This is a genomic window from Flavobacterium frigidimaris (assembly GCF_002217275.1).
GTDB lineage: Bacteria > Bacteroidota > Bacteroidia > Flavobacteriales > Flavobacteriaceae > Flavobacterium > Flavobacterium aquidurense.
The window spans coordinates 34,744-48,879 of sequence record NZ_MUGV01000007.1 but is presented as its reverse complement, the minus strand read 5'-3'; the positions used below and the strand labels follow the sequence as shown (position 1 = coordinate 48,879).

The following is a 14,136-nucleotide window of genomic DNA, read 5'->3' as shown; positions in this document are numbered from 1 at the left end:
GATGAAACGGATTCGCTTTCGCGAAGACGCAGATTAACGCGGATTTTTTATTCACTTTGCTAATTAATATTTAAAAAATCGGTTTTTATCCGCGTTTTTACGAAGTAAATCCGTGTCATCCGTGTTCTATTTATAACTTTTTGTCACCAATGATTTAATATTAAATACCGCTTCCGGAATTAATTTTCCTGTATCCGGTAAATCAGTAAAATCTGGCGTATCTGGTTCTGTATCGGCATTTGGTGTGTAACGCTGATCTCCTGTGCGAAACATAATGCGCGAAATACCATCAACCGGCGCATAAAATATTTTATTGGTTTCTTTACCGTCATTTACTTTTACCGTATACGAACGAGAAGTAACATCTAATTTAACTGTTATCGTATACTCTTTTCCAGCTTCGTATTTTGTAAGTCCGCCAAAACGGGCACCATTTTTCGCTTTTAATTCTCCATCCGAATCAAACTCCAAACGAATTGCCGGTAAACCCTGTTTGTTTTGAAATTCGATTTGCAGTAAACCATGATTATTTTGTTCCGGCTTAACTGTAAAAGTTGCTTCCATTTTTTGTGCAAACGGAATTACACGCTCGGCACGCGAATAATCAAAATAATCCTGATCCCTTAACGTTAACCATTTTACGCCATCTGTTTTCTTTTCTATTTTCGTAGAGGCCCATGATAAATCATAAGTATTCCATAATTTCAATTCTTCACCATTAGGTAAATCATTAAAAACATCATTCACATTTTCTTTCACTTCGCTGGTTACCGGAACCGGAATCGAAGCCACCCAAATATCTTCTTTGTTTACACTATAACCTACCCAAAGTTTTCCGTCAGGCGGAGTTCCATTTCCTTCCAAAATTCCACGAACGTATTGCGGACCCGCAGATTTATAGTTTCCACCATAACGCATTGGTGTAATTTCTCCGTGAACCAACAATAAATCTTTGTAATTCAGTCCGTCATCGCTGGTAGAAATTGCCAATGGCCAACGATATTCTGATGGATTATAAACGGTTGCATAACGATTATCAGATGTTTTTTGTCCCCATATTTTAGCATTGCTGTTTACAAAGCCCGGCGCTCTTGTTGGCGTATACTGCCATGTTTTTCCATCGTCTTCACTGATCGAAGTCAGGGCAAATTTCCATAAACCAACTACGTTTCCGTTTGGTAAATGGTAATAATTGAAGGCTTTGTATTGTTTTTTTAACGGAATCAAAGCGTCATCTCTGTCCGCTTCTTCCACCCATTGTTGCATTAATAAAGGTTTAGACATCATTTCATCGCAAGCTTTGATAAATTTCTTGTCTTTGCTTTTGGTATAAAATGGAAATGTTGTCGGCAACGGATTTCCGTTTTTATTATAACGAACAAAATAAACCGGACCATAACTTCCGTCTTTGTAAATTTCTCTTACTACACGACCAATTCCTTTTCCGTCATTTGGATCGTCTTTTTTGTCTAGTGCCACTCCATAATAACCCACCGCAAGCAATCGGTTATCTGATGAAACATAAAAGCCCATACGCTGGTGCATTACTGCATCTAAATTTTTAGCCACACCTTCAACACCTTCTTTTTTAAATCCGTCAGGAACATGGTAAATCGGGAAAAGAATCTGAGGTTTTGTCCATGTCACTCCGTCTTTGGAAGTCATCATAAAGGTCTGCCCTGGCGGAATATGTTCTCCGGATGGATCGCTTAAATAATGTAAATAGAAAGTATTATTCCAATACGCCATCATTGGTTGGTGGTTGTACGTCCAGCCAAAACCATCTGCTTTTTCAGGATGTTCTCTGCTGGCACGCATGATCTGCGTTGCATGAACGCCCACCGCCGGACTCAATTGCCCGTGATGATAATCGACATTTGAAAGTGTTTTGCCAACATAACGTATTGTATCGTTTTGAGCATTTACAGCTGTACAACTCAATAGAATTGCAGCTGTAGTTATGATGTTGGTTTTTATGTTTTGGAAAGTAATCATTGTATATGTTTTTTGTTTCACGCAGATTTGGCAGATTTTAGCTGATTTTGCAGATAATATTAAAAATCTGCTTTGATCTGCTTCAATCAATTTAAATCTGCGTGAAATTTTTCTAACTATTTCTTTTATCTGCTTAATCTGCCAAATCTGCGTGAAAAAATTACTCTCGCAGATTTAGCAGATCAAGCAGATTTTTTATTTTTACTTTTTGCCACAGATTACACAGATTTAAATGATTTTTTTTTAAAATTTTAATCTGTGAGAATCTGTGAAATCTGTGGCTATATAATTTATTTCTTTTCTTTTAATCCTTTTAAAACTTCTCCAGAAATTGTCGTAATCGTTCCGTGTTTATGTCCTTCCGGAAGACTTATTTTTGAAGACACATCTTCAAAATGAACAAAATCTTTTGTACTTGAAGCTTTATAGTTTTTCTCACCATAGTTGTCATAATAAATCAGCCATTCTTTGCCAACTTTCACCACCGTTGGTCCTTCTGATAAATGTGCTGTAAAAGGTTCAGAACTTTTTCCGAAAGGTCCTAAAGGTGATTTTCCGAAAGCCACTTTTATATTTCGCATGGGTCTGGTGTTGTCTTTCAAAACCAAAACATAATCTTTCTTAGCTTTTTTGACAATCACACAATCGATCACGCTAAAGCCTGGTTCGTAATATAATTTCGCATCAGAGAAAGTTTTGAAATCTTTCGTTGTTACGTAATACATTCTATGATTATTCTTTTCTTCTTCCTGTCCTTTTTCAAATCTAAACGGAATTGTAGACGCCCAAATAATGATATATTCTTTTTTGACATCATCATAAAAAATTTCCGGAGCCCAAACGTTTACCACTTCCGGTTCGTTTTTCATTACCGGAATGTATTCTTGTTTGGACCAATGAATCAAATCTTTTGAACTGGCATATCCAAAACCGTTTCCGCCTTTCCAGTCAGTTGTCCACACTAAATGATAGGTTCCGTCAGCCCCTTTTGTAATCGAGGGATCACGCATGATTTTGCTGGCTCCGATATCCGGTTTTAAAAACGATCCTTCAAGACCTTTCCAGTTGTAACCGTCTTCGCTGTAGGCTAAGTACAAACCTTCTATAGCCGGTTCCCGAAACGACGTAAAAAGATAAATTTCTTTCTTTTTCTGCGAATAACTTATCGTAGAAAGGAACAGGATTATTATGATGAATATTTTCTTCATGCTTTTGAAATTAAACACTAATTTCACTAATTAACACAAATTGAATTGGTGTAAATCTGTGAAATTAGTGTTCTATTATTATGCTATTCTGTAATTGCTTTTTTATCCAGGTCTTTTCCTTTTTTCAAAACCGTATTTACATTATTAAATACATTGTTTTTTAGGAAAATATTTTTTGTTTCTTTTCCGTCTGCTTCGATGAAAACATCGGTTGCATTAAATGGAAAATTATTGTTGATCATAATATTCGACGCATTATCAATCTTGATAACTGGAACTCCTTTTATTGGTGTTGATGAACCCACATTATCTAAAATAAGGTTTTTAGCATCTGCTATTTTGAAAGAAGAACCTACTGATGCGTTTACTTTTACATCATGGAATTCAATATCGGTTGCTGTAATTACCGTGAAACCTTCTTTGCCATCCATATTAATATTGGAGAAAGAAATGTTTTGAATTGGCATTTCAGAAATTCCGCGGACAACTCCTGCTTTGTTTACATTTCCACCCGTAACATTACTGATGTGAATGTTTCTAAAAGTTGGCGTACGTTCTGTAACCGGTTCTGCAGCATTATCTTTATCATAGAACAAGTCCAAAATAATGGCTTCTTCTTTGATGTTTTTCATCACAATATTATCTACGCGAATATCTTCTACAACACCGCCACGACCACGCGCCGATTTAATACGGATTCCGCGATCTGTTCCGTCAAAAACACAATTTGAAATGGTAACTTTCTTGATTCCGCCCGACATTTCGCTTCCAATAACAACGCCACCGTGACCACTTAACATCGTACAATTGGTGATGGTTACATTTTCCGTAGCTTTTCCGTATTTACGGCCATCCGCATCTCTGCCTGATTTAATGGTAATACAATCGTCTCCAACACTAATGTGACAATTCGAAATATGAACATTGGTACACGATGAAGGATTGATTCCGTCTGTATTTGGTGAATGTGGATTAAAAATTGAAATTCCGGTAACCGTTACATTATCACAAAATTCAGGATTGATCGTCCAGAAAGGTGAGTTTTGAAACGTTACGCCTTCAATTAAAATATTTTTACAGCCATAAGCCTGGAAGAAAGAAGGACGGAAAAAGTGTTTGTCAATCGTTCTTTTATAGTAAGGCTCATACACAATTCCTTTGTTTTGCTCGGTCCACATTTTTTGGTATTTGGTTTCAGGAATTGGTCCTTTTGCGGTTTCAATTCGGTACACTTCATTCCACCATGCTTTTCCCTGACCGTCGATTACACCTCTTCCGGTAATGGTAATATTTTCGGCATCTTTGGCATAAAATAATGGAGAGAAACTTTTCATCACCAAACCTTCGTAACGCATTTCTACATAGGGCAAGTAATCGTCAAAATTGTCTGAAAATTTCAAAAGTGCACCTGAATCCAAATGAATCGTGATGTTACTTTTGAGTTTTAAAGCACCGGTTAAATATTCCCCGGCAGGGAAAAAAATTGTTCCGCCACCGTTTTTAGAAGCTTTTTCAATGGCATTCTGAATGGCTTCGGTACATTTTATTCCTTTGTTATTTCCTCCTTCATTTAGGATATTCAGCCAGCCGTCGTTTGCGAAAGCGGTGTTGAATCCTGTGATGAAGAAGAGAATAAATAATATATTTTTCATACTTTTTGTTTTTGGTCATTTTTGTCATTTCGACGGAGGANNCTCCTCCGTCGAAATGACAAGATTGTGGTTATTACATTGTCGCTAATCGTTGTCGAATTACTAGTGTGATCCCTCGTTCCTCGGGATGGCAAGATTGTGGTTATTGCACTAACATTTTACTTTTTACTTTTCACTAATAACTTTATTCGATTTCAAAATCAAAACCCAGTCATTACCTTCTTCTTTTTTTCCTGCTGGTTGAAAATTTTGAGTTCCTTTATTATCAAATGTCCCAATTTTAGTTTTCTTTCCATTTCTTGGATTGTACCAAATTGCTTCGAATTTATCACCGGAAATTTTTCCTGATTTTACTTCTATTATTCTTCCGTTGTAGGTGTATAGTAAAGCGTATTTTTCTCCTCTTATTGCTGGAATATAATCGTATTTTTCTCCTTGATTAACAACTAAAGAAGCATCTGGAATTCCTTCTAAAAATGGAACTTCTTCCATCAGTTTCTTAATATAAACCATTTGTCCGGCACCTTCCGCATTAATTGCTGACGTCCATAATTCTTTGTTTCCGTACGCTGGTTTATCGCCTTTTCTGAACATTTGCATTACTGCATTATGACCATAAGTATAACCTGCAGCACCAGAGAGAACCGACCAATATCCATAACGGCGTACGTCACTTGCTTTCCATTTTGGTTGTAAAGTATCATGCAAACCATGTGGAATTCCTTCGTAAGATGGTTCTCCATCAAGAGTAGGTTTTGTTGGTTTTAATTCGAAATCTCTTAGAACGAATTTGTAATTGTCTTCTTTGAAATTCGTTTTTATTGAATCCTGATCATATCTTCTATGTCCTGACTGGAACATATTGAAATCTAACCAGGTTGCCGTATGGTAATCATCAGAAGAATCGGTTCTTCCGAAAGGGTGAAAAGTCACCAATTGCTCTGGATTATTAGTTTTTAATGTACTTCCGATAGCGTTCCAGATATCTTTAAATTCATTTCCGTGCGTGTCTCCACCATTTAACCAGATTACATTGGTTTTGTTTTTATAACGGTTGGCTAAAAACGTTGCATATTCAATTGCCTGTTCCTTGCTTACTTTATTTCCTTTTGAAACATTTGTTCCCCAAACTGGGACCATTGCTAAATAGATTCCGTTTTTGCGGGCTACCTCTAAAGTATAATCTACGTGATCCCAATAGTCGTATTCTTTTTTGCTATTGAAATTATTTCCGGCCGTAATGAAAGGTTTAGAAACATCTTCGTTAATCAAAGCGGCACTTCCATAAACATTTACTGCATTCAGGTTATGCAAAACCATCACCTGAACCACATTAAATCCTTTTGCTTTTCTGTCTTTAAAATATTTATCTACTCCTGCTCTGTCTAATTTCCCGAATGTCAGCCAACCGGTATCGCCTAACCAGAAAAATGGTTTCTCGTTTTCGGTTACGAAATAATGCTGGTTTTTTGAAACTTTAATTTTTGGCAAAGCGCCTTTTTCGGCAGATTGAGAATATCCGCTTTGTGCAGTTAACACCAAGCTTAGACCGAGGGCATATAGATATTTAATTTTCAGATTCATTTTGGTTAGTTTTTTATTGCGTTTTTTGGTGTTTGTTCGCCACGAATTCACGAATTTTTTAATTTCAGTATGATTAGAAATAATTCGTGAATTCGTGGCGAACCACTATTTTATTTTTTTACTACAAAAAGTACTTTTTCTTTTATTTCAGAAGCTGGAATGGTAACATTTTTTCCTCCTTTAATGTTTGCTTTTTTAGTGAAAGCTCCGGTTACAGCGTTGATCGCGTATACTTGAAAATCTCCTTTGTAAGCTGACAGATCAATTGAAACTTCTTTTTCATTTTTGATGTAAAAAAGATAACTGTTTCCTTTATTTTCTAATGTCCAGATGTTGTCTGAGAACGTATTTCCTTCAACTAATTTCATTTGGCTTAAAGCCGAATAAAATTCCGGAAGTGCTATTTTCGGAATGTTAGGTAATGAAGCTCCTGCCATTAATGCTGGCCAACCAAATCTTGATGAACCATCCGTAGAATATAAAATTACTTTATCCCGATATTTTTCACGGTATTCACGAACGGCACGATACACCTGATCGTCTGTTTCTTTTCCGACTTTTAATTTTCTGGCATGTTGTCTTGGTGCTAAATTTAAACCTCCTTGTGGCGCATACGCAGATCCGTCTTCTTTGTAATACCAATACCGAATGTCAATTGCATCTACTGTTTTGGCTCTTTGGGCATCATTCAAAATGGCATCCTGAACATCTTTTGTAGCACTTAAACCAATGATTCCTTTTTTACCGGTTTCGTCTTTCCATTTTTGAACTTCATCCATCCAAAATTGCATAAAATGAAGCGGTCCTGTATATTCGGCACTGGTCAACTGAATTACGTTACTGTTGTCCTGAAAATTTTCTAATGATTTACGAATAAATCCCTGGTGTAATTTTCTTCTAACAGGATTGGTAATATCATAAAACTGTTCTGCCATGAAAATACGTTTGTCACCTGCATACGGTGGCGGTTCCGGAAAACCGGTACTATTAATATTGTTTGCTGAACGCCACGGAGAACTCGCCCAGTGCGCACCAGCCTCAATAATATTATGTTGAAAATATTGTTGATTGACTAGCAATTGTCCTTTGGTTTCTGCCAAATCAGCAAAAAGTGATAAACGATCCCAATACCAATCATTGAATTTTGTCAAATCGTATTTACTTAATTGATCCCAGGCATAATCCTGACCGCTTCTTGCAAAAGGCTGTTCGTAAAATGGTGGCCAAACATCAGCATCAAAACGACGAACTCTTTCGTGATCGTCCATTCTGCGCTCGTACCATAATCCGTAATTATGTTCTAAAGCAACCATATTATTGCTGCTTAAATAATCTGAAACATCATTAATGTTATCTGTAAATCCGGTTCCTGTTCTTCCCGGAACAAATCTGGTAACATCCGGCAATGATTTTGAAATATCACTATCTCTCAAACTTCCTCTCCACCATGGCACGCTTAATCTGTTTCCGGCAATTACTTTTCCGTCATACGTCAGCCAGCCGTTTTGTACTACTACTTTAGTAGCAGAACTATTATTTTGTGCCGAATTAATTTTTAAATCATTGGCATTTTTAAGACCTGAAGTATTGGTATCAATTGGATTTGCTTTTGAAACTTCAGCAATCCATTCTACTAAATTCTCTTTTCGCTCAACTGAATTTTTAGTTAATTCCTGAGCCACTGCAACCTCTGGACTTGATGAAGGTTCTGAACCTAAATCATAAATAAAGGATTTTACAGGAAGTTGACCCAAACGAGTTTCTAATTGTGCATAAAACAAACTTCTCGGACTGATATGACCGTTTACATCTTTCCAATGTCCATCACCAGCCATAATTCCGCCCCAGGTTCCAAAAGCCCAGTTTTGCGCTGTTGGCGGACTATAACATTCTATTTTAGAAGCTGAAGTTTCCCAGATTACACTGTTCGCAGCAGTCCATCCTGCACCTCTGCCATTTTGTTCTCTGTTGTTATAACTTAAAGCATGTCCGTCTACGTAAGCAATGTCAAATAATACTCCGGTTGCCCAACTGCCGATGGCTCCGCTATTGTTGAAAGGTAAATGAGATTCACATTGTATAAATACATTTGGACCCGTTGTTCCAAATCCGCCCACAGCAAAATCATGGTAACCGTATTCAGAGTAACAACGTTGAAACAAGGTTTGTTGTCCTTCAGTATAAAAAGTATGGCGTCTAAAACCACCGATTTCAGAAACGGGTTCAGTTGCGATACAATCTTCAACGGTAATTTGTTGAGCCGATTTTAGTAAAGCTACAGCACCACCAGCAAAATGTTTAAAACTTACTTGTTTCACCCAGGCATTTCTTGTATTTTCAATGCTAATTCCTAACCATCTGTGTTCTTCGTCTTTTGGTTTTGACTGATCATAAGTTGATTTCACCAAAATATTTTCGATTCCGATATGCTCAATTCTTCCTGACCAGCTATACGCTGTTACTTTTGCAGTTCCGAAAGTATCATCTAAAGTCATGGTCAACGGAGCGTTTAGTGTCACTTCATTGCCATTGATTTTAGTTACAACTCTGTTCCAGCTAATATCCCAATCATTTTTTTTCCATCCCACCCAACCGGTTTCTGCTCCAAAATCATCCATTTTTAACTCTTTAATCCAATTATCAGTTAAAGGTTTGCTAATGATGATTTCGTCAGTTGGTTTTAATTTAGAAACATTTTTTAATTGAATTGTTTTTGTTCCAAGAGGTGTATAAGCAGTATTGAATTCAAAAGTATCTCCTAATTTTTTATCATCAACTCCTAAAATTCTAATTACAGCTTCACGCTTTAATCCGGTTCCTAATAAAATGGTTCCTCCTTCTGTATTTCCGCTTCCGCGTAAAACCACGCCTGATTTTTTAATGAATAAAGTTCCACCAATTTTGAAAGTTCCTTTATCTAAAAGAACAGCACCACGAAAACCTGACTTATTGGGTTTCAAATTACTCACGTAATCAATTGCAGCCTGAATTCTTTCAGTAGCATCTTCTTCTTGTTTTGGAACAAAAATTTTATTCTCTACATTCGGAATTGCTTTTTCAGAAGTCCTATACCCCGCATACGAAAAGTCAGGAATTTGATTTCCTTTAGCATCCGCAGTAAAAGAAAGCTTTCCTTCTTTTGTTTTTACAATGTCAGGGAAAGTGGTTTGTGCTATTGCGCTGTTTGTCATTAAAAACAATGCGGAACACAGCAAAAACAGCTTGTTCTTTTGAAGAGAAATTATATTTTTTAGTTGGATAAAATTCACTTTAATTTTATTTTAGATTTCTGAATTTAGATTTTAGATTTTTTTGAAGCTAATTTCTCATTTTTAAGAATCTTTCTTCTTTCCTCTTTATTCTATTCTCTTTATTCTATTCTCTTTATTCTATTCTCTTTATTCTATTCTCTTTATTCTATTCTCTAAATTTACTGCAATAATACTTTCGACAATGTATCCGTATTATTTTCAAATTTTGTCCAATCTACTTTTTTAGTCGGATCGATTCCGTTAAAATATTTTTCAAGATTGGTATAACCATCGCCATTTGAATCCTTATTTGCATCTGAAGCATCGTTTGTATTTAGACCAAATTTCTTTTCCCAGGCATCCGGAATTCCGTCATTATCAGAATCTTTATAAGCCTTTCCTTTGTACTCCGGATATCCGCCCACCTGATTTGGATTCGTGATAATTCCTTTTTTATAAGAGTCAGCAGGCAATCTTCTTTTAATAAATTCCTTACCAATAGAATTTTCTAAACCGTCTTTAACTTCAATTTTTCCAGTACGAACCTGTTTCAATATTCTTTCATCAACAGCATCTCTTTTTGGGAGATTTGCTCCAACATTTTTCAATACAAATTCATAGGCTTCTTCAGCCTTCATAATGGTTATGTTTGGCATTGAAAACGGTTTTGGCTGTTTAATTAATTCTAAATATTCTTTAGTTTCTGCTTCTGACTGATCTTCTAATTGAATACCACCATTCCAGTTATCAGCTGTAACTTCTGGAGAACCCACTATATAATTTCCGTCAACATAAGCTCTTCCGTATGTTTTAGGCTTCATATAACCTGATTCCGGTTTTAGAATTCTGTAACGAATTGGCTGATCTGTTGGTGTTATTGGTCCCGGTTTGAAATAATTATTGATGATGTTGAACATCGAACGATAATCACCTCCATCCAACGAACGATTCCACCAGTTGAAAATCACATTATTCACAAAATTAAAATCACCATACATTCCGATAGAAGCATTTCTTGAAATATTATCGGCCCATAAGTTACGCATAAAAGTACTATTTAATCCACCAATCGTACTTCCGAAAGCATGATTGTAAGTATCTAAACCTTCAGAAGAGATCGTATTTTGAATTGTAATATTACAAGCAGGCAATTTTTCCAGTTTTGATTTATCATTTGCCGCAAATTGGTGTCGGTACAAGGAGATGTTTTCATCTAATCCCCAGCTTACAGAACAGTGATCTACAATAATATTACCAATTGGGTTTCCACCCAATGCATCATCTCTGCGGGTAACATCCGTTTCACCTCTGCGGAAACGCATGTGTCTGATGATTACGTCGTGTGTATCGATTTCCAACGTTTCTCCGGCAATACAAATTCCGTCACCAGGAGCAGTTTGTCCGGCAATGGTTACGTAAGGCGCACGCATGCTGATGCGCTTTTTTAAACGGATAATTCCGGAAACGTTGAATACAATTGTTCTTGCTCCAACCGCTTCACAACCCTCTCTGAAAGTTCCCTTTCCGCTGTCTTCCAAACTGGTTACAACGAATATTTTTCCGCCTCTTCCTCCTGGCGTAAACGCTCCACCACCTTCCGCTCCCGGAAAAGCAGGAATATCGGCATGAACAAAATCTTTAGGATAAGAAGCCCACGGTAAATACGGGCGGCCTAATTTGGTTTCCGCCTGGATCGTACTGTAATTAGCTGTCCAGATTTCGGCCAGTCTTTTTTCTTCATCTGCTAAAACTGCATCGGTTTTATCTTGAAGAGGTTTTGGAATTTCTGGATATTGCGCATAGGCAGAGGAAAAGAAAGAACAAAATGATAGCATCATCATGGCTCTTTTCAAGGTGGTCTTTTGGAAATTATTCTTCATGAGAATCTTTATTTTAGTTCTTAGTACCTAGTAATTAGTCCTTAGAATAGTGAGTTTGTAAAAACTAATCACTAAGGACTCATCACTAAGGACTAATAAATTATTTACCTGATTTGGCTTTTTCTCTTTCTTCAACACGTTTGTGCCAGTCAGCACTTTCTTTGTTTAAATCGTAACCTTGTTTTGATAAATAATTGTTGATTCTTCCTTTGTATTTACCAAACCAGGCGTGTTTTTCTTTAGAGGATCCTCCGTCCATTGCATGTTCTCTGGCTTCAACTAAAGCCTTATAAATATAATCTTTTTGTGCTGCGGTTAAAGCTGGCAGCATGTCCTGATATCCGGCATAGGTAATTGGCAAAACACCATAGGTCATTCCGTCTTTTACTTCAACAATCTTATCTTCTGACAATTGCGTTCCTAACTTCTTCAAATACGATTTGTGTAGTTTTTCAATAGCAGTATCTGCTTTTGATTTTAACTTATCAATTTTCTCGTTTTGCTTTTCTTTTGCTAAAGTAGTGTCTTCCTTTATTTTTTTGATCTCAGCATCTCTTCCATCCTGAATTTCGCTTAAATCTCTAAATTGTTGCGCAATAATATCAGTTACTGCTTTTTCTTTTGCAGGATTTGCCAACTCTAATTTCGCTACAATTTTAGTCGCTCTTTCGTTGGTCACTTTGATATATTCCGGATCTAAATGTTGTTGTGCGATTCCGTTGAAGAATACCAATAGCAACATCAGAATACTTATATTTAATTTACTCTTTGACATGATTTTAAAATTTGAAATTTGTGTTTGAAAAAAACATTCTTATTTCACAGCTTTAATTGTGAAATAAGAATGTCATTTAAAACTATTCTTGTAATGGTTTAACTAAAGTTTCCTGATTGTTACTTAAATCTTTCCAGTCTACTTTTTTCGTCGGATCGATACCGTTGATATATTTTTCTATATTAGTATAACCGTCGTTGTTTGAATCCAATTTAGCATCAGCAGGATCATTAGGATTTAAACCATGTTTTTTCTCCCATTTGTCGGGAATACCATCTTTGTCTGTATCTACATAAGGTTTTCCTTTGTATTCAGGATATCCGCCTACTTGCGAAATATCAGTAATGATACCTTGTTTATAAGAGTCCATTGGTAAACGTCTGTGCTCAAATTGATAGAATTGTTTTTTCTCCAATCCTTTTGCATATTCAGGCACTCCGGTTTTAACCGTTCTTACGATTCTTTCGTCTACTTTATCTCTTAAAGGTAAAGTAGCTCCAACATTTTTCAAGACAAATTCATAAGCATCTTCAGCTTTCAATAATGGATGAAACCAAGGCATTGGAAAAGGTTTGTCTGCTTTCATTTTATCGAAATAAGTTTTGGCCTCATCATAAGCCATCAATTCTCCTTTTTTATTTTCAATCTGTACGCCACCATCCCAGTTGTCTTTTGAAACTTTATCGTTACCAGCAACTATATTTCCGCTTACAAAAGCTCTACCAAAAACCATATAAGGTAATTTGCTTCTTCCCGCTTCCGGTTTTAAGATTCTATAGCTAATTGGCTCATTCAAATCTGTTACTGGTCCTGGTTTGTAATAGTTGTTCATAATGTTGTAGATAGCGGTATAATCACCACCGTCTGTAGATCTGTTGTACCAGTTGAAAACTACATTGTTTGCAAAATTGAAAATACCATTCCATCCAATAGAAGGGTTTCTTCCTGCATTGTTCGCCCACATATTTCTGATAAAAGCGCAGTTTTCTCCACCTAAAGTACTTCCGAAAGCATGGTTGTAAGTATCTAATGCTTCTCCGAATAAACTGTTTTGAATTGTAATATTGACAGTACCCACTTTTACATCCGGATAACCTGGACCCGGGCTGTAAATATGTCTGTACATAGACATGTTTTCATCTAATCCCCAAGTTGCAGAAACGTGGTCAATCATAATATTTCCAACAGGATTTCCTCCAATAGCATCGTCACGACGACCCACGAAAGTTTCTCCTCTACGGAAACGCATGTGTCTGATAATTACGTCATGTGTATTGATCCAAACTGATTCTCCTGCTACGCAAATACCATCTCCGGGAGCAGTTTGTCCTGCAATCGTGATGTAAGGTGCACGAATAATCAATGGACTTTTGATTCTGATAATACCAGAAACATTAAAAACAATAGTTCTTGCTCCACCTTTTTCGCACGCTTCACGTAAAGTTCCAGGTCCGCTGTCTTCTAAACTTGTAACCGTATAAACATTTCCGCCACGTCCACCAAAAGTGTACATTCCTCCACCTTCCGCACCAGGGAAAGAAGGAATTTCTGCCTGAGGTAAATCATTTGGTCTTGATGCCCACGGAATGTAAGGTTTGCCATGTTTGGCTTCTTCCTCGATTACTACAAGTGCTTTTTCCCAGGCTTCGTCAGAACGTTTTTCAGCTTCATCCATAATAACTTTGGATTGTGCCTGAACTTCCGGACTGATTTTGGGATACTGTGCGAAACATTGGAAACTTCCTAAAAACAATAAGAAAGCAGCCGATAAAGTGAAATTTTTCATACTAA

Annotated in this window: 8 protein-coding genes; all 8 read right to left on the bottom strand. The window is 36.6% G+C overall.

Annotated features, from left to right (window positions below):
* Positions 1–126: 126 nt before the first annotated feature.
* Positions 127–1,995: a six-hairpin glycosidase gene (locus tag B0A65_RS03210; RefSeq protein WP_074659672.1), complete on the bottom strand. Its 1,869-nt coding sequence runs from the start codon at positions 1,993–1,995 to the stop codon at positions 127–129.
* Between the two features lie 290 nt (positions 1,996–2,285).
* Positions 2,286–3,203, bottom strand: a complete 918-nt coding sequence (locus B0A65_RS03205) for a glycoside hydrolase family 43 protein (protein WP_074659266.1) — start codon at positions 3,201–3,203, stop codon at positions 2,286–2,288.
* Positions 3,204–3,286: 83 nt separating this feature from the next.
* Complete coding sequence (locus B0A65_RS03200) at positions 3,287–4,855, bottom strand: glycoside hydrolase family 28 protein (protein ID WP_074659265.1); 1,569 nt, start codon at positions 4,853–4,855, stop codon at positions 3,287–3,289.
* A gap of 165 nt (positions 4,856–5,020) precedes the next feature.
* Entirely contained in the window at positions 5,021–6,439 is a 1,419-nt protein-coding gene (locus B0A65_RS03195) for a glycoside hydrolase family 140 protein (protein WP_074659671.1), read from the bottom strand.
* Between the two features lie 110 nt (positions 6,440–6,549).
* Positions 6,550–9,630, bottom strand: a complete 3,081-nt coding sequence (locus B0A65_RS03190; protein ID WP_083370419.1) for a DUF6298 domain-containing protein — start codon at positions 9,628–9,630, stop codon at positions 6,550–6,552.
* 239 nt (positions 9,631–9,869) lie between these two features.
* Positions 9,870–11,570 (bottom strand): pectate lyase family protein, encoded by a 1,701-nt coding sequence (locus B0A65_RS03185; protein WP_074659263.1) that lies wholly within the window; start codon positions 11,568–11,570, stop codon positions 9,870–9,872.
* Positions 11,571–11,670: 100 nt separating this feature from the next.
* Entirely contained in the window at positions 11,671–12,345 is a 675-nt protein-coding gene (locus B0A65_RS03180; protein ID WP_074659262.1) for a DUF3826 domain-containing protein, read from the bottom strand.
* Between the two features lie 82 nt (positions 12,346–12,427).
* Complete coding sequence (locus B0A65_RS03175) at positions 12,428–14,131, bottom strand: polysaccharide lyase (protein WP_074659261.1); 1,704 nt, start codon at positions 14,129–14,131, stop codon at positions 12,428–12,430.
* Positions 14,132–14,136: the final 5 nt, after the last annotated feature.

Coding starts and splice junctions, on each gene's coding strand:
- B0A65_RS03185 (WP_074659263.1), bottom strand. CDS start 11,570: ATGAAGAATAATTTCCAAAAGACCACCTTGAAAAGAGCCATGATGATG.
- B0A65_RS03190 (WP_083370419.1), bottom strand. CDS start 9,630: ATGACAAACAGCGCAATAGCACAAACCACTTTCCCTGACATTGTAAAA.
- B0A65_RS03200 (WP_074659265.1), bottom strand. CDS start 4,855: ATGAAAAATATATTATTTATTCTCTTCTTCATCACAGGATTCAACACC.
- B0A65_RS03195 (WP_074659671.1), bottom strand. CDS start 6,439: ATGAATCTGAAAATTAAATATCTATATGCCCTCGGTCTAAGCTTGGTG.
- B0A65_RS03175 (WP_074659261.1), bottom strand. CDS start 14,131: ATGAAAAATTTCACTTTATCGGCTGCTTTCTTATTGTTTTTAGGAAGT.
- B0A65_RS03205 (WP_074659266.1), bottom strand. CDS start 3,203: ATGAAGAAAATATTCATCATAATAATCCTGTTCCTTTCTACGATAAGT.
- B0A65_RS03180 (WP_074659262.1), bottom strand. CDS start 12,345: ATGTCAAAGAGTAAATTAAATATAAGTATTCTGATGTTGCTATTGGTA.
- B0A65_RS03210 (WP_074659672.1), bottom strand. CDS start 1,995: ATGATTACTTTCCAAAACATAAAAACCAACATCATAACTACAGCTGCA.